The sequence below is a fragment of the Marinobacter maroccanus genome (assembly GCF_002933275.1).
Classification (GTDB): domain Bacteria; phylum Pseudomonadota; class Gammaproteobacteria; order Pseudomonadales; family Oleiphilaceae; genus Marinobacter; species Marinobacter maroccanus.
This window is the reverse complement of sequence record NZ_PSSX01000001.1, coordinates 255,821-270,712: the sequence shown is the minus strand read 5'-3', so window position 1 is coordinate 270,712 and position 14,892 is coordinate 255,821. Positions and strand designations below refer to the sequence as shown.

Below are 14,892 nucleotides of genomic sequence, written 5' to 3'. Positions count from 1 at the left end.
CTTATGGTTTATGGGGGGCTTCGAGGTATTCCCGGGACTGCATTTCCAGCAGGCGGGATTCAGTGCGCTCGAATTCAAAGCCCAGGCGGCCGCCGGTGTAGAGCTCGGTAATCGGGGCGGCTGCCGAGATAATGACTTTGACGTTGCGGTCGTAGAATTCGTCAATCATGTTAATGAATCGGCGAGCCTGGTCGTCTTTCTCTTTGCCCAAAACCGGCACATTGCTGACGATGATGGCGTGGAACTGACGGGCCATTTCAATGTAATCGTTCTGGCTCCGGGGGCCATCGCAGACGTCTTTGAAATCAAACCAGACCACGTCGTCTGCATGAGCCTGGGCCGGGATTTTGCGGCCGTTGATTTCCATGGTTTTGCTGTGTTTTGCCGCCTCGACCGCAAGGGCATCGAAGCTCTTGCGGAGGCTGACGTCCGCTTCTTCATCCAGTGGCGAGTGAAAGAGCTCCGCCTGCTCCAGCGTTCTCAACCGGTAGTCTACTCCGCCATCCACGTTGACCACATCGGTGTGCTTCTTGACCAGCTCGATAGCCGGCAGGAACCGGGCCCGCTGGAGGCCATCCTTGTACAGGCCATCCGGGACGATGTTGGAGGTGCACACCAGGGTGACGCCGCGGCTGAACAAACCGTCCATGAGGGTAGCGAGAATCATGGCGTCGCCAATGTCGGACACGAAGAACTCGTCGAAACAGATAACCCGGGTTTCATCGGCAAATTTCTTCGAGACCAGCTCCAGGGGATTTTTCTCGCCCTTGAGGGATTTGAGCTCGCTGTGGACCCGCTGCATGAAGCGGTGAAAATGAACCCGCATCTTGCGATCAAAGGGTAGCGACTCGTAAAAGGTATCCATCAGGTAGGTTTTGCCCCGGCCTACCCCGCCCCAGAAATACAGGCCCTTGACCGGCTCTTCCTTGCCTTTCTTGAGCTTGCGCAAAAGTTTGGCCTTGGGCTTGCTGCGATCCCTTTCGGCGTCCACCAGTTTGTCGTACAGTGACTGAAGGCGCTTGACCGCATCTTCCTGGGCGGAGTCCTTCTGGAAATCCGGGCGTTCAAGATCCTTCTGGTAACGTTGCCAAGGGGTCATGGTCGCACTGGTTTCGGAGGACATCGCAGCTGTCATCAAGGTATTCCCGGAAGTTGATCGTAAATTTGGGCGCCGTATTGTCTCGCATTTGGCGATTTTTCGCCACGTTGGCCGCCTGGGCAGCAATACGACGATTGGCGCAGGCCACAATCATGGGATGATGGAGCCTGGGGCGTTATACTGGCCTGACAGGGGCTTGGCTCACTTCTAGGTAAAAGGACGACACAGCATATGACAAACCTGATTCTGGCAGCGATTGCCGCATTGGTTGTTGGCATTGTCATCGGGGTATTTGTTGGCCGTTCCGGGCAGGGAACGTCGCTTCGGCAGCGCCGGGCGGAACAGCAGATTGAGGAACTGAGAAGCGAATATACCCGCTACCAGGCCCAGGTGAATGAACATTTCATGGAGTCGGCCCATTTGCTGCGCCGCTTCAACGATGCCTACCGCGATGTGAACCAGCACATGGCCCGCGGTGCCAACCGTCTTTGCAATGACGAAGACTGGATGGAGGAGTTGGCGCAGGAAACTTCCAAGAAGCGCCTGGAGGAGGTTCGCGAGGACGCTTCCGAGCCACCACGAGATTATGCGCCGAAGACGGACCCGAAGGACTCCGGCACGCTTGCTGAGGACTTTGGGCTCAAGAAGGGTGATAAGGCTCAGCAGGCCTGATTTATTGAAGGCTTGACCTTACTCTGGAACTCGGGCCATTTTAAGACTTCTAGTTTCGGTGAACGGGCGGGGCGGACACCCCTGTCCGGGAACCGCTACGAGCACCCGCAAGCGGGGCCAGCCAGCAATCACAGATTGCTGTCGTTCGGCTGTCGCATGAAGCTTCGCTTCATAAACGCTCGGCCTCACCCATCTGCGCTTGACGTCGGCCATCCTTGGCCGCCGACATTCCCGGACAGGGGTGTCCGCCCCGCCCAGTCAGATTCAGTGCCATTCGCCTTGAGAATGAATCTGGGTCAGCTTTTAAACCGGGTTGTCACAGTCAATAAATTTGTGGGTTACCCCAAACTCCTCTACTAGAGCCTTTCCGAGGGCCTGAACCCCGTAACGTTCAGTCGCGTGATGACCCGCTGCATAATAGTGGATACCACATTCCCTTGCCGTGTGAGTCGTCGGCTCGGAGATTTCACCGCTAATATAGGCGTCCAGGCCAGCATCCAAGGCGGTGTTAATAAACCCCTGTGCAGCACCGGTGCACCACCCCACCCGTTTGATCGCAGTCGGACCTTCGCCAACCCAGAGCGGTTCACGGTGAAGCTGTCTGGCAATGTGAAGACCGAACTTCTCGGGAGACATTGCTTCTTCCAGCTCGCCTTCCCAAACCAAGCCGCCTAACGGGCGCGGATTCTTGATGTTGAGAACATCCGCCAGCTGACGATTGTTGCCGTATTCGGGGTGGTCATCCAGAGGGAGGTGGTAGGCGACAAGATTAATGTCGTTGTCCAGGATTTGCTTCAAACGTTCTCGTTTCATCCCCTGAATGCGCTGATCCTCACCTTTCCAGAAGTATCCGTGGTGGACCAGGATCATATCGGCGCTTGCTTCGATGGCAGCCTCGATCAAGGCTTTTGAAGCTGTAACGCCGGAGATGACGGTATTGATTTGGGATTTGCCTTCAACCTGTAGGCCATTTGGGCAATAGTCTTGGAAATCTCCAGGCTGGAGCCACTCATTGATTTTCTTCAGGATGTCGTTTCGTTCAGCCATCAGTAATCGCTCCGGACTATTTCTGAGAAGTTCGACGAGCGAGGCAGGCGCCCCTTTCCGGGAATGTCGGCGGCCATGGATGGCCGACGTCAAGCGCACATGGGTGAGGCCGAGCGCTTATGAAGCGAAGCTTCATGCGACAGCCGAACGACAGCAATCTATGATTGCTGGCTGGACCCGCGTGCGGGTGCTCGTAGCGGTTCCCGGAAAGGGGTGCCTGCCTTGCGCTGCCCGCTAGCTCCAAAGGCTAGAGTGATTCGAGGCCAGCAATCAAAGCATCATTCTGCTCAACAGTGCCAATGGTAATGCGCAGAAACTCGCTGATTCGGGGCTTGTTGAAGTGCCGGACGATAATGCCCTGCTCCCTCAGGCCTTTGGCTAAAACCTCGCCCGGCTGATCTTTATGACGGGCAAAGATGAAGTTTGCCCTGGAGGGTAACACCTCGAATCCAAGATCTTCGAGGGCGGTAGTTACACGCTCGCGCTCGGAGATCACGCCATCGCAGCACTTCCGGAACCAGGCCTCGTCCTCGTAGGCAGCTTTCGCGCCGGCCAGGGCCAGGCGGTCCAGTGGGTAGCTGTTAAAACTGTTCTTGACCCGGTTCAGGGCCTCGATCAGGTCTGGGTGGCCGACTGCGAAACCGACTCGCAAACCGGCCAGCGAACGGGCCTTGGATAGCGTCTGTGAGACTAGCAGGTTCGGGTACTTGTCGACCAGGGTGATCGCCGACTCGCCACCGAAATCGATGTAGGCTTCATCCACCACTACAACGCGATCCGGGTTGGCAGCCAGGATTTCTTCCACATACTGCAGCTCAAGATACCGCCCGGTTGGCGCGTTCGGGTTCGGGAAGATCACGCCGCCGTTGGGTTGCTTGAAGTCGTCCGGGTTGATTTCGAAGCTTTCTGTCAGCGGTACTTTTGTGCTCTCGATGTTATAGAGGCCGCAGTAAACCGGATAGAAGCTGTAGGTGATGTCCGGAAACAGGATCGGTTCGCCGTGCTGGAACAGGCCAAAGAAGATGTGGGCCAGGACTTCATCGGAGCCGTTGCCGAGGAAGATCTGTTCGGGCTTTACCTTGTGGTAAGCCGCGATAGTCTGGCGCAGGCTTTCGCCTTCCGGATCCGGATAGAGGCGCAAGCCGTCGTTCAGTTCGGCCTGGATGGCTTCGATGACTTTTGGTGAGGGGCCGAAGGGGTTTTCGTTGGTGTTCAGCTTCACCAGGTTGGCCATTTTTGGCTGTTCGCCTGGGACGTATGGAACCAGGTCGTTTACCAGGGGGCTCCAGAATTTGCTCATCGCTTTTGCACTCCGTTTGGTGCAGACGGGCGACAGGCAGGTCAATCTCCGAGAACCGCTACGCGCACGTCCATGTGCGCTTGACGTCGGCCATCCATGGCCGCCGACATTCTCGGAGATTGACCTGCCCGCCGCCCTGCATACTTTGGAAGATAAACCACAGTCGGATTACGGCTTCGCCTAATCCGACCTACGGAATTCCTGCGTCATTGGGCGATGTCGTCATGTAGGTCGGATTAGCGAAGCGTAATCCGACAACGAATCAGACACTTAACCTTAATTCTTGATCCGATACTCTGCCGAACGGGCGTGAGCAGTTAACCCTTCTCCCCGCGCCAATACCGACGCCACACGCCCCATGCGGTCAGCACCGGCAGCGCTGAAGCCGATGATGGAGGACCGTTTCTGGAAGTCGTAGACGCCCAGCGGTGAGGAGAACCGTGCGGTGCCGCTGGTGGGCAGCACGTGGTTCGGGCCGGCGCAGTAGTCGCCGAGGGCTTCTGCGGTGTAGCGGCCCATGAAAATAGCGCCGGCGTGGCGGATGTCTTCGAGCATGGCCTCGGGGTCTTCTACCGACAGTTCCAGGTGTTCCGGGGCGATGCGGTTGGACACTTCGGCGGCTTGTTTCAGATCGGCGACGTGGATCAACGCGGCGCGGTCGGTCATGGAGATGCGGATGATGTCGGCGCGCTCCATGGTTGGCAGCAGTTTGTTGATGCTGGCTTCGACCGCATCCAGGAATTCGACATCCGGGCTGATCAGGATGGACTGGGCCTGCTCGTCGTGTTCTGCCTGGGAGAACAGGTCCATGGCGATCCAGTCCGGGTCGGTTTTGCCGTCGCAGATCACAAGGATTTCCGAGGGGCCGGCGATCATGTCGATGCCGACAACGCCGAAGACTTCACGCTTGGCGGTGGCGACGAAAATGTTGCCGGGGCCGACGATTTTATCGACGGCCGGGATGGTTTCTGTGCCATAGGCCAGCGCGCCGACGGCCTGAGCGCCGCCAACGGTAAATACCCGGTCAACACCGGCGATCGCGGCGGAGGCCAGGACCATGTCATTCACCACACCATCCGGTGTCGGAACAACCATCACCACTTCACTGACACCCGCAACCTTTGCGGGAATGGCGTTCATGAGCACGGATGACGGGTAAGCGGCTTTCCCGCCGGGCACATACAAGCCAGCTCTATCCAGCGGCGTTACCTTCTGGCCAAGCACGGTTCCGTCTTCGTCTTCATACTGCCAGGACTTCTGGTTCTGGCGCTCGTGATAGTCCCGAATCCGCTCAGCGGCTTTTTCCAGGGCCACGCGCTGGTCCCGGGGAATCGCTTCCAGAGCCTTCTGCAATCTGCTCTGGTCCATTTCCAGCTCGGCGACAGAGCCAACCTTCAGGCGATCGAACTTCTCGGTAAACTCCAGAACCGCCTGATCACCACGGGTTTTCACCTCATGCAGGATATGACGCACCGACTCGTTCACCTGATGATCAACGCTATCGTCCCAGGCCAGCAGTTTGGCCAGGGCGCTGTCGAAGTCACTTTGTGAGGCGTTCAGTCGTTTGATGTTCACGGTCATGAATCAAATCCTAAGTGGGCTATCTACGTGACGCTGCCGGGCGCAGCTCAAAGGTTCGGGAATTGGTCAGGGGTGGCTTCCCAAAACTGTTGAGGGCCATGGACGGCCCGAAACAAGCACACATGGATGTGCTCGTAGCGTGTTTTGGGAAGCCACCCCTGACCGATTCTTACTCCGAAACCCGCCTGCGCTTATCCACCGCAACCGACATCTTTTCAATTATGGGGTTAATACGCTCGTGTTTCATCTTCATGGACGCGCGATTAACCACCAACCGGCTGCTGATATGCTCAATCAGCTCTCGGGCTTCAAGCCCATTCGCCTTCAGCGTGTTCCCGGTATCAACAATGTCGACGATCTCGTCAGCCAGCCCAAGAATCGGCGCCAGTTCCATGGCACCGTATAGCTTGATGATGTCTGCCTGACGACCCTGGGCCGAGTAGTATCGGCGAGCCAGGTTGACGAATTTTGTGGCCACCTTGATACGACCGGATGGCGGAGTCTGATCTTTCGGGCCGGCGGTCATCAGGCGACAACGGGAGATATTCAGGTCCAGTGGCTCATACAGTCCTTCGCCACCGTGCTCCATCAGAACATCCTTGCCGGTGACACCAAGGTCAGCCCCGCCGTATTGAACATAGGTCGGCACGTCGGTGGCCCGGATGATCAATACCCGCACATGGGGATCCGTTGTCGGAAACACCAGTTTGCGCGACTTTTTGACGTCGTCGATCAGCTCAATGCCCGCTTCTGCGAGCAGCGGCAGGGTCTCTTCCAGGATTCGTCCCTTCGACAAGGCGATGGTTATGGAATCTGTCATGGATTCTTCCGGTTTCCCGTATTGTCTGGATGGATGTCTTTCACGCTGGCAGGCGGCGGATAGTGGCACCCAGCAACTGCAGTTTCTCTTCAATACACTCGTAGCCGCGGTCAATATGATAGATGCGGTCGACAATGGTATCGCCGTCAGCCATGAGTCCGGCAATAACCAGACTGGCCGAAGCCCGGAGGTCCGTGGCCATGACCGGAGCGCCGGTGAGGTGGTCCACGCCCTTGATGATGGCGGCGTTGCCTTCCAGCGTGATATCCGCACCCATGCGGATCAGCTCCTGCAGGTGCATGAACCGGTTCTCGAACACGGTTTCCACGATGGTGCCAGTGCCTTCGGCCACCGCATTCATGGCGGCGAACTGCGCCTGCATGTCCGTGGGGAACGCCGGGTAAGGCGCGGTACGAAGGCTCACCGCTTTCGGGCGATTGCCTTTCATGTCCAGCTCAATCCAGTCCGGGCCGGTATTGATGTGGGCGCCGGCTTCTTCGAGCTTGAGCACAACCGCCTCCAGCAGATCTTCCCGGGTATCCTTCAGCTTGACCCGACCGCCGGTCGCAGCCGCAGCTACCAGGTAGGTACCGGTTTCAACCCGGTCTGGCAGCACGTTGTAATGGCAACCGTGCAGGCGCTCAACACCGTTGATTTCGATGGTGGCGGTACCGTGGCCTTTGATGTCCGCGCCCATGGCGATCAGGCACTCGGCAAGGTCGACAACCTCAGGCTCGCGGGCCGCGTTTTCCAGGATGGTCTTGCCGTCTGCCAGGGCAGCGGCCATCATCAGGTTCTCGGTGCCGGTTACGGTGACGGTATCCAGGAAGATGTGGGCGCCCTTCAGGCGACCGTTAGTCTTGGCCTTGATATAGCCATTTTCGACCTTGATATCCGCACCCATCATTTCCAGACCATGGATGTGCAGATTCACCGGACGGCTACCGATTGCACAGCCGCCTGGCAGGGAAACTTCTGCCTCGCCGAAGTGTGCAACCAGCGGACCCAGCACCAGGATGGAGGCACGCATGGTTTTCACCAGCTCGTAGGGCGCATGGAAATGCTTGATGGTATTGGCGTGAATTTCCACGCTCATTTTCTCATCAATAATCACCTCGACGCCCATGCGGCCGAGAAGCTCGATCATGGTGGTTACGTCGTGCAGGTGCGGCAGGTTGCCGACGGTTACCGGCTCATCCGCCAGCAGGGTTGCTGCCAGGATTGGCAGTGCGGCGTTCTTGGCTCCGGAAATCCGAATTTCGCCATCCAGAGGCTTGCGGCCCCTGATCAGAAGTTTATCCACAATAAATATCCTGTTTTGTCCGGGCCATTCAGCCCTGGCGCTCAGCCCATTCAGCCGGAGTAAAGGCTTTCGGATGAAGTGCGTGAATTGAACCATCCATGATCTGCTGGAACAGCGCCTTGTTAATCAGCTGCTGGCGTTTGATGGTCGGCAGGCCTTCGAAGACATCACCCACCACGACGACCAGATAATGGGTACCATCAACCTGTACCTGAACTTCGCAGCCGGGCAATGCTTCCTTGACCAGCTCAGTGACTTGGGTGGCATCCATAGAAAATCCTCGGGTGTTTTGAAATCAGGGGCGAGATTGTAACCAATTCCGGGGCTCGGGTCAGCTTTACTGTCCGGTGAACAAAGGGGCCAGGGCCGGAAAGTCAGTGGGCGGGATGGACGGCTTCCGGACCAAACCCGACGAGCTGGTCTTCGAGGTTGCTCAGGGCCGCCAGAGAGGCAAGACGGCCACTGACGCCCCGGAACGATAACGAGACCCCTGTCTGATGTGCCAGGCGTTGCCAACAGAGCAGCATGGAAAGAACCACACTGTGGGCGGTGATCAGACCATCCAGGTCGATCACCAGATCGGCAGAGACCGAACGGATCAGCTTCTCGCCCTCTGTTCTCAGGCCAAAGACAGTATCGGTGGTCACCTCACCCGAGACGACCAGAGCTCCGTCGGAAAGCTGGACCCGGGGCAGCCCTGCGGTCATGAGTTGTCCACTTCCTGATCCAGGTTCAGGGACTCAACCGCATCGCTCCAGCCGTCGATTACCGCCTGGATCTGACCGCGATTTTCTTCCATTTCCTGACTGAACCGATCCCGGAAAGCCAGGCCTATGTTCACGCCTTCAACGATGACGTTTTCCATCAACCACTTGCCTTCGGAGTTCTTGTACATCGAATAGGTCACCGGGTAACGGTTACCGGATGCACTGATGACTTCCATCTGGACGGAGGCGCGGTCGTCGCTCTGGGGATTGATGGTCGCTTCCTTGACCTGAATTTCAAAATTGTCCGCGTTGACCAGCGCCTGGGCGTAGCTGTCAAAAAGACTGCGCTTGAACTTGACCACAAAATCGTCCCGCTGTTCGGGCGTCGTCTGGCGGGCATAACGCCCCATCACCCGCGCAGCAATGCGGCGGAAGTCCACGAAATCCGTCAGGGCCTGATCCATGCTCTCATAGAAGGCTTCTGGATCACGCTCATAGAGACCGCGCTCCTCGTTAAGCTTTTTAACGAGCCGCTGGGTGTTCTCATCCACATAGCTGCGAAGATCCTCAGCCTCGCTCGCCTGTGCCGGCGTAACCAGAACCAGGACCATCAGAAGGCCAAGCAGAATATGGTGTTTCAGTGCAAACATCAGGATCTCCTGTAAAGTCTTTCCGGTCCGAGTCAGCGGCCCGATGCAAAGTTGCTGATCAACCGTTCCAGGTTCATGGCCGACTGTGTCGAATAGAAGGTATCGCCTGCTTTCAACGAGTCCATCTCGGCCCCAATGGATATATCAATGTACTGCTCACCGAGCAGGCCGGATGTACGTATAACTGCGGAACTGTCAGACGGGATATTATCGACCTCCGAATGAATCGACATTGTTACCCGGGCCTGGAACGTCTCTTTGTTCAGATTGATGGATTCAATGGAGCCAACCGTCACTCCGGCCATGGATACGCGCCCCCTGGGCGTAAGCCCGCCGGTATCGTTGAAATTGGCGTAGATGGTGTAGGTGCTCTGGGCCGACTTTGGCGACAGCCCGCTCACCTGCAGCGCGAGGAAAAGCAGTGCCGCGCAGCCTGCGATCATGAACAGGCCGACGATGATTTCAGTGGTTCTCTGTGCCATTTCCGGCTCCGGTATTATCTCGTTAATCGATGATTCAGAAATCGCCAAACATGACAGCGGTCAGAACAAAATCCAGCCCAAGCACCGCCAGCGATGAGTACACCACGGTCTTGGTGGTCGCCGAACTGATACCTGCTGAAGTCGGCACGCAGTCATAGCCCTGGTAGACCGCAATCCAGGCGCAGACAAAGCCGAAAACAACGCTTTTGATGACGCCGTTGAGGACATCATCAACAAAATCCACCGACGACTGCATGTTGCCCCAGAAGGAGCCTTCGAACACCCCCAGCCAGTCTACACCCACCAGCATACCGCCCCAGATGCCCACCACCGAGAAAATCACCGCAAGCACCGGCATGGCAATAAACCCGGCCCAGAGCCGGGGCGCAATGACCCGCCGCAGCGGGTCCACGCCCATCATTTCCATGCTGGACAGCTGCTCGGTGGCCTTCATCAGGCCAATCTCCGCCGTCAGCGCCGAACCGGCCCGGCCGGCAAACAACAATGCCGTCACTACGGGCCCAAGTTCGCGCACCAGGGTCAGGGCTATCATCTGGCCGATGGCCGCTTCAGAGCCGTAATCGCTCAGGATTGTGTAGCCCTGCAGTCCCAACACCATGCCGATAAACAGGCCGGACACCACAATAATGGCCAGGGACAGCACACCAACGGCGTACAGCTGTTTCAAAAGGAGCGGGAAACCGGTGGCCGGCCTGGGCACGCCGCCCAGAACGCCCGCCAGGAAACGACCTGAGCGACCGAATGATGAGACTATATCAAGCCCGAGACGCCCGAATGCCGCGATTCTCTCAATCAAGACACACCCCCGGACAACCCAAAGTCCTGAGCGGCGCCCTCGGCCGGGTAATGGAACGGAACCGGGCCATCCGGCTGCCCCTGGAGAAACTGCTGGACCTTCCCGGAAGGGTGCGCACGCAGCTCTTCCGGCGTGCCCTCACCAATCACCTTGCCGTCCGAGATGATGCAGGCGTAATGGCAGATGCTCAGGGATTCCGGTACGTCGTGGGAGACCAGAACGCTGGTCAGGCCCATGGAACTGTTCAGATCGCGGATCAGCTTTACCAGAACGCCCATGGCAATCGGGTCCTGGCCGGCAAACGGCTCGTCGTACATGATGAGCTCCGGATCCAGGGAAATACTGCGGGCCAGGGCCACCCGACGCGTCATGCCGCCGGACAATTCCGAGGGCATCAACTGACGGGCACCACGCAAACCAACGGCTTCCAGTTTCATCAGAACGATGTCGCGGATCATGTCTTCCGGCAGCTTTGTGTGCACCCGAAGCGGGAAGGCCACGTTCTCGAACACGCTCAGGTCGGTGAACAGGGCCCCGCTCTGGAACAGCATGCCCATCTTTTCCCGGAGACTGTACAGCGCCTTGCGCCTGAGCTTCGGCACCTCATGACCATCCACCACAACACTGCCGGAATCCGGCTTGAGCTGACCGCCAATAAGACGCAGCAGGGTGGTTTTGCCGGTTCCGCTGGGGCCCATAATGGCTGTAATTTTCCCACGGGGTATATCCAGGCTGACACCGTCGAAGATACGGCGCCCGGAGCGGGAGAACACGACATCCTTGAGCGATATGTAAGCCGGTGAATCCATAGTCCTTACCTTTCAAAGAGGGGCTACATTATGCCAAGGAGCGTCCGAGCTCAATCCAAAGAGCGCAAAATGTACTGATAGCAATGATCAGTTTGACTGAACTTTCAGTAACCGGGCATCGTTGCCGGGTGAAAATGGTATACTCTGCCCAACTTTTTCAATGTCCCGACAGCCAGGCCGAAAGCCCGATGACCGAACAGACTCCCAGCGATTTCCGATCTTCTGCCATCCGCGCCATCCGCATTGAGCGCGACGCCATTGATGCCCTTGAGGGCCGGATCGACGACCAGTTCACGCGGGCCTGCGAAGTTATCATGAACTGCAAGGGCCGCGTGGTCGTGACCGGCATGGGGAAATCCGGCCACATTGGCAACAAGATTGCGGCCACCCTGGCCAGCACCGGTACACCCTCGTTTTTCGTTCATCCCGGTGAGGCAAGCCACGGCGATATGGGCATGATCACGCCTCAGGATGTAGTCATCGCCATTTCCAACAGCGGTAACACCAGCGAAGTGATCACGATTCTGCCGCTGATCAAACGCATGGGCGCCCCGCTCATCAGCATGACCGGCAATGCAAGTTCCACCCTGGCCCGGGAAGCCGTGGCCAACCTGGATGTCAGCGTCATGGTGGAAGCCTGCCCCCTGGGCCTGGCGCCCACCTCTTCAACAACGGCGACCCTGGTCATGGGCGACGCCCTGGCGGTCGCCTTGCTGGAGGCCCGCGGCTTCAGTGCCGAGGATTTTGCGTTCTCCCACCCTGGTGGCAGCCTGGGGCGCCGACTCCTGCTGCGGGTCTCCGACATCATGCACACCGGTGATCAGATTCCGGTGGTCAATGAGGGTACGTCCCTGAGTGGCGCACTTCTTGAGATGTCCCGAAAAGGCCTTGGCATGACCACCGTCGTCGACCAGGAAGGTACTCTTACCGGGATATTTACGGACGGCGACCTTCGTCGGACTCTGGATCGATCGGTGGATATTCACAATACACCTATTAATGAAGTGATGACCCGGAATGGCAAAACCATCCAGGCCGATCATCTGGCGGCGGAAGCACTGAATATCATGGAGGAAATGAAGATCAACGCCCTGCCAGTGACGGACGATGGCGGCGCTCTGATTGGCGCCATCAATATGCACGACCTGCTGCGGGCCGGCGTAATCTAGGGGCGATGAGGAGCTATTTGACATGAAGCACCAATGGCCGGACGCCCTGCTGGAAAAAGCCGCCAAAATCCGCCTGATTGCCCTGGATGTCGATGGCATCATGAGCGATGGCAAGCTTTACTTCAGCGCCAAAGGCGATGAACTGAAGGCGTTCAACATTCTGGACGGCCTGGGATTGAAGCAGCTTATGGCAGCCGGCATTACCGTGGCCGTTATCACCGGCCGCCGGTCGCCGTTGACCGAGAAGCGCATGGGGGATCTGGGCATCCCGCACCTGATGCAGGGGCGCGAGGATAAAAAAGTGGCCCTGCAGGAACTGGTCAGCACCATGGATGTCAGCCCCGAGGCCATCGCCTATATGGGCGACGATCTTCCAGACCTGCCGGCGCTGAGGTTCGCCGGGCTCGGCATCACCGTGCCCAATGGCTACTGGCTGGTGCAGCAACATGCCGACTACTGCACCCATGCCCGGGGTGGCGAAGGCGCGGTGCGGGAAGCCTGCGACCTTCTGCTGACTGCCCATGGCATGCTGGATTCTGCACTTGCGCCCTATCTGGAGCCCGAGGCGTGAACTGGCTCCCGGACCGGCCCTGGCTGCGAACACTGGCACTCGCTGGCACCGTGGTGGCAGCGGTCTTTTTGCTCTGGCAAAGTGATGAGCCACCGGTCATTGATGATGAGGCAGCGGCACTGCGAGGCGATGCCGAGCCGGACGGCTTCGTGGTGAACGGCAAGTACACGTCTTTCGACGAATCCGGCAACCTGAAGATCCGGTTCTCCAGCCCCCGCATTGAACAGTTCGAGGAAGGCAACCTGGCCACCATGGAATCTCCCCGTGCAGAACTGTATGGCGGCGAGAATACCCTGCCCTGGATTGTTGAAGCCGAGAATGGCAGCCTGCTGCAGAACCAGAATCTAGTGTACCTGACGGACAATGTCCGGATTCAGCGCACAGTTGGCGAACGGAACGCCACCCTGACAACATCAAGTCTGACCCTGGATAACGACCGGGGCATGGTATACACAGACGCACCCGTAGAAATACGCGACGTTACCGGCATTACCCGGGCCACGGGCATGAAAGCGTGGATAGACGAGCGGATTCTGGAACTGAACTCCCAGGTGGAAGGACGCTATGAAACCGGAAACTAACCGATACCGGAGCCTGCTGGCTGCCCTGCTGACGGTCGCGATGATCGCCCCGACGGCCGCTTTCGATCTTGATTCCGACACCCCCATCAAGGTCACCGCCGACAATGCCCGCCTGGACGACGGCCAGGGCATTGCCACCTATACCGGGACTGTGGAACTTGAGCAGGGCGACACCCGCCTGAGTGCGGACCGGGTGGTCCTGTATCGCACAGAAGGCGGCCTGAGCCGGATTGAAGCCTCTGGCACTCCGGCCAGGTACCGGCAGCCGGCGCGGGATGGCGAGGGCGAAACCGACGCCCGGGCACTGAACATTACCTGGTCGGCGACCGAAAGCCGACTGACCTTTGAACGGGAAGCAGTCATCGAGCAGAATGGCAACCTGTTCCGTGGCAACGTCATTCACTATGATACCGCAGGTCGGGTTGTCACCGCTGAAGGCGGGGCAGACACTGGCGAAGGTGGCGGCCGGGTCGAGATGGTGATTCAGCCACGCAGCGCCGACAGACGCACTGATAGACAGGAAACCGATGGCAGTTCTGAGAGCCAGTAATCTGGCAAAGAGTTACAAACAGAAAAAAGTGGTAATCGACGTTTCCCTGGAAATCCGCAGTGGAGAAATTGTCGGACTGCTCGGCCCCAACGGTGCCGGTAAAACCACCTGTTTCTATATGATAGTCGGGCTGGTGCCCGCCGATCGCGGCCGGATCACGATCGACAGCCGGGATATTACGCCCCTGCCCATGCATGGCCGAGCTCGTCAGGGCATTGGTTACCTGCCTCAGGAAGCCTCGGTGTTCCGCAAACTGTCGGTGCGCGACAATATCATGGCCATCCTCGAAACCCGCCAGGGATTGGGCAAGGCCGAGCGAGAGAAGAAACTCGAGGAGTTATTGGAGGAATTCCACATAACCCACATCCGGGACAGCGTAGGTATGGCCCTGTCCGGCGGCGAACGGCGACGGGTGGAGATTGCCCGGGCGCTGGCCATGGAACCGGCCTTCATTCTGCTGGATGAGCCCTTCGCCGGTGTTGACCCCATATCCGTCAGTGACATCAAGCACATCATCCGGCACCTGCGGGACAAGGGTATCGGAGTATTGATTACCGATCATAACGTGCGAGAGACCCTGGACATCTGCGAAAACGCCTACATTGTGTCCGGCGGCCATATCATCGCCTCCGGCAATGCCGACGCGATCCTGGCTAACCAGCAAGTCAAGGAAGTTTACCTGGGCGACGAATTCAGGCTGTGACACCGAATGGCTCATTGTTTTGATGATCTGT

18 protein-coding genes are annotated in these 14,892 nt (G+C 58.0%); 6 read left to right on the top strand and 12 right to left on the bottom strand.

Translation table 11 applies throughout. The features are described from left to right. Position 1: 1 nt before the first annotated feature. On the bottom strand, positions 2-1,099 hold the full coding sequence (zapE, locus tag KEHDKFFH_RS01265; RefSeq protein ID WP_192875735.1) for a cell division protein ZapE: 1,098 nt from the start codon (positions 1,097-1,099) through the stop codon (positions 2-4). A gap of 231 nt (positions 1,100-1,330) precedes the next feature. On the opposite strand from zapE, the gene KEHDKFFH_RS01260 reads away from it, so the two are divergent. Then, entirely contained in the window at positions 1,331-1,771 is a 441-nt protein-coding gene (locus KEHDKFFH_RS01260) for a Z-ring associated ZapG family protein (protein WP_008170195.1), read from the top strand. A gap of 303 nt (positions 1,772-2,074) precedes the next feature. Here the strand turns inward: KEHDKFFH_RS01260 and KEHDKFFH_RS01255 are convergent, their stop codons facing one another. The 11 genes from KEHDKFFH_RS01255 to KEHDKFFH_RS01205 form a co-directional block, all read right to left on the bottom strand. After that, on the bottom strand, positions 2,075-2,818 hold the full coding sequence (locus KEHDKFFH_RS01255; RefSeq protein WP_104320237.1) for a Nif3-like dinuclear metal center hexameric protein: 744 nt from the start codon (positions 2,816-2,818) through the stop codon (positions 2,075-2,077). Between the two features lie 247 nt (positions 2,819-3,065). After that, positions 3,066-4,118, bottom strand: coding sequence for a histidinol-phosphate transaminase (gene hisC / locus KEHDKFFH_RS01250; protein ID WP_104320236.1), 1,053 nt, complete (start codon positions 4,116-4,118; stop codon positions 3,066-3,068). Between the two features lie 276 nt (positions 4,119-4,394). Further along, a complete protein-coding gene (gene hisD / locus KEHDKFFH_RS01245) occupies positions 4,395-5,699 on the bottom strand; it encodes a histidinol dehydrogenase (protein WP_104320235.1) in 1,305 nt (434 codons plus the stop codon). Positions 5,700-5,868: 169 nt separating this feature from the next. After that, positions 5,869-6,519 (bottom strand): ATP phosphoribosyltransferase, encoded by a 651-nt coding sequence (gene hisG / locus KEHDKFFH_RS01240; RefSeq protein WP_104320234.1) that lies wholly within the window; start codon positions 6,517-6,519, stop codon positions 5,869-5,871. Between the two features lie 40 nt (positions 6,520-6,559). Next, positions 6,560-7,822 (bottom strand): UDP-N-acetylglucosamine 1-carboxyvinyltransferase, encoded by a 1,263-nt coding sequence (gene murA / locus KEHDKFFH_RS01235; protein WP_014577731.1) that lies wholly within the window; start codon positions 7,820-7,822, stop codon positions 6,560-6,562. Between the two features lie 28 nt (positions 7,823-7,850). Continuing rightward, positions 7,851-8,093: a BolA family protein gene (locus tag KEHDKFFH_RS01230; RefSeq protein ID WP_064228698.1), complete on the bottom strand. Its 243-nt coding sequence runs from the start codon at positions 8,091-8,093 to the stop codon at positions 7,851-7,853. Positions 8,094-8,196: 103 nt separating this feature from the next. Further along, on the bottom strand, positions 8,197-8,529 hold the full coding sequence (locus tag KEHDKFFH_RS01225; RefSeq protein WP_104320233.1) for an STAS domain-containing protein: 333 nt from the start codon (positions 8,527-8,529) through the stop codon (positions 8,197-8,199). Continuing rightward, on the bottom strand, positions 8,526-9,179 hold the full coding sequence (locus tag KEHDKFFH_RS01220) for an MlaC/ttg2D family ABC transporter substrate-binding protein (RefSeq protein WP_104320232.1): 654 nt from the start codon (positions 9,177-9,179) through the stop codon (positions 8,526-8,528). The genes KEHDKFFH_RS01225 and KEHDKFFH_RS01220 overlap by 4 nt, the downstream gene beginning before the upstream one ends. A 32-nt stretch (positions 9,180-9,211) precedes the next feature. Continuing rightward, the gene (mlaD, locus tag KEHDKFFH_RS01215; RefSeq protein ID WP_104320231.1) at positions 9,212-9,661 is read right to left on the bottom strand and encodes an outer membrane lipid asymmetry maintenance protein MlaD; all 450 of its coding nucleotides are present in this window, start codon (positions 9,659-9,661) and stop codon (positions 9,212-9,214) included. Positions 9,662-9,695: 34 nt separating this feature from the next. Then, positions 9,696-10,478: a lipid asymmetry maintenance ABC transporter permease subunit MlaE gene (gene mlaE, locus KEHDKFFH_RS01210; RefSeq protein WP_064228694.1), complete on the bottom strand. Its 783-nt coding sequence runs from the start codon at positions 10,476-10,478 to the stop codon at positions 9,696-9,698. Continuing rightward, the gene (locus KEHDKFFH_RS01205; RefSeq protein WP_104320230.1) at positions 10,475-11,287 is read right to left on the bottom strand and encodes an ABC transporter ATP-binding protein; all 813 of its coding nucleotides are present in this window, start codon (positions 11,285-11,287) and stop codon (positions 10,475-10,477) included. Before KEHDKFFH_RS01205 ends, mlaE begins: the two co-directional genes overlap by 4 nt. A 188-nt stretch (positions 11,288-11,475) precedes the next feature. On the opposite strand from KEHDKFFH_RS01205, the gene KEHDKFFH_RS01200 reads away from it, so the two are divergent. Genes KEHDKFFH_RS01200 through lptB form a run of 5 tightly spaced genes read left to right on the top strand, consistent with a single transcriptional unit; the run spans position 11,476 to position 14,861 of the window. Next, positions 11,476-12,456: a KpsF/GutQ family sugar-phosphate isomerase gene (locus tag KEHDKFFH_RS01200; protein WP_104320473.1), complete on the top strand. Its 981-nt coding sequence runs from the start codon at positions 11,476-11,478 to the stop codon at positions 12,454-12,456. Between the two features lie 22 nt (positions 12,457-12,478). After that, on the top strand, positions 12,479-13,027 hold the full coding sequence (locus KEHDKFFH_RS01195) for a KdsC family phosphatase (RefSeq protein ID WP_104320229.1): 549 nt from the start codon (positions 12,479-12,481) through the stop codon (positions 13,025-13,027). Then, the gene (gene lptC / locus KEHDKFFH_RS01190; protein ID WP_104320228.1) at positions 13,024-13,608 is read left to right on the top strand and encodes an LPS export ABC transporter periplasmic protein LptC; all 585 of its coding nucleotides are present in this window, start codon (positions 13,024-13,026) and stop codon (positions 13,606-13,608) included. The genes KEHDKFFH_RS01195 and lptC overlap by 4 nt, the downstream gene beginning before the upstream one ends. Further along, a complete protein-coding gene (gene lptA / locus KEHDKFFH_RS01185; RefSeq protein WP_104320227.1) occupies positions 13,592-14,158 on the top strand; it encodes a lipopolysaccharide transport periplasmic protein LptA in 567 nt (188 codons plus the stop codon). Before lptC ends, lptA begins: the two co-directional genes overlap by 17 nt. Next, on the top strand, positions 14,136-14,861 hold the full coding sequence (lptB, locus tag KEHDKFFH_RS01180) for an LPS export ABC transporter ATP-binding protein (RefSeq protein ID WP_104320226.1): 726 nt from the start codon (positions 14,136-14,138) through the stop codon (positions 14,859-14,861). The genes lptA and lptB overlap by 23 nt, the downstream gene beginning before the upstream one ends. Positions 14,862-14,892 lie beyond the last annotated feature (31 nt).

Excerpts from the sequence above, each read along its gene's own strand:
- hisD (WP_104320235.1), bottom strand. The coding sequence starts at position 5,699 with ATGACCGTGAACATCAAACGACTGAACGCCTCACAAAGTGACTTCGAC.
- mlaD (WP_104320231.1), bottom strand. The coding sequence starts at position 9,661 with ATGGCACAGAGAACCACTGAAATCATCGTCGGCCTGTTCATGATCGCA.
- zapE (WP_192875735.1), bottom strand. The coding sequence starts at position 1,099 with ATGACCCCTTGGCAACGTTACCAGAAGGATCTTGAACGCCCGGATTTC.
- KEHDKFFH_RS01200 (WP_104320473.1), top strand. The coding sequence starts at position 11,476 with ATGACCGAACAGACTCCCAGCGATTTCCGATCTTCTGCCATCCGCGCC.
- hisG (WP_104320234.1), bottom strand. The coding sequence starts at position 6,519 with ATGACAGATTCCATAACCATCGCCTTGTCGAAGGGACGAATCCTGGAA.
- KEHDKFFH_RS01195 (WP_104320229.1), top strand. The coding sequence starts at position 12,479 with ATGAAGCACCAATGGCCGGACGCCCTGCTGGAAAAAGCCGCCAAAATC.
- KEHDKFFH_RS01260 (WP_008170195.1), top strand. The coding sequence starts at position 1,331 with ATGACAAACCTGATTCTGGCAGCGATTGCCGCATTGGTTGTTGGCATT.
- KEHDKFFH_RS01230 (WP_064228698.1), bottom strand. The coding sequence starts at position 8,093 with ATGGATGCCACCCAAGTCACTGAGCTGGTCAAGGAAGCATTGCCCGGC.
- KEHDKFFH_RS01225 (WP_104320233.1), bottom strand. The coding sequence starts at position 8,529 with ATGACCGCAGGGCTGCCCCGGGTCCAGCTTTCCGACGGAGCTCTGGTC.
- KEHDKFFH_RS01255 (WP_104320237.1), bottom strand. The coding sequence starts at position 2,818 with ATGGCTGAACGAAACGACATCCTGAAGAAAATCAATGAGTGGCTCCAG.
- KEHDKFFH_RS01220 (WP_104320232.1), bottom strand. The coding sequence starts at position 9,179 with ATGTTTGCACTGAAACACCATATTCTGCTTGGCCTTCTGATGGTCCTG.
- lptA (WP_104320227.1), top strand. The coding sequence starts at position 13,592 with ATGAAACCGGAAACTAACCGATACCGGAGCCTGCTGGCTGCCCTGCTG.
- lptB (WP_104320226.1), top strand. The coding sequence starts at position 14,136 with ATGGCAGTTCTGAGAGCCAGTAATCTGGCAAAGAGTTACAAACAGAAA.
- hisC (WP_104320236.1), bottom strand. The coding sequence starts at position 4,118 with ATGAGCAAATTCTGGAGCCCCCTGGTAAACGACCTGGTTCCATACGTC.
- KEHDKFFH_RS01205 (WP_104320230.1), bottom strand. The coding sequence starts at position 11,287 with ATGGATTCACCGGCTTACATATCGCTCAAGGATGTCGTGTTCTCCCGC.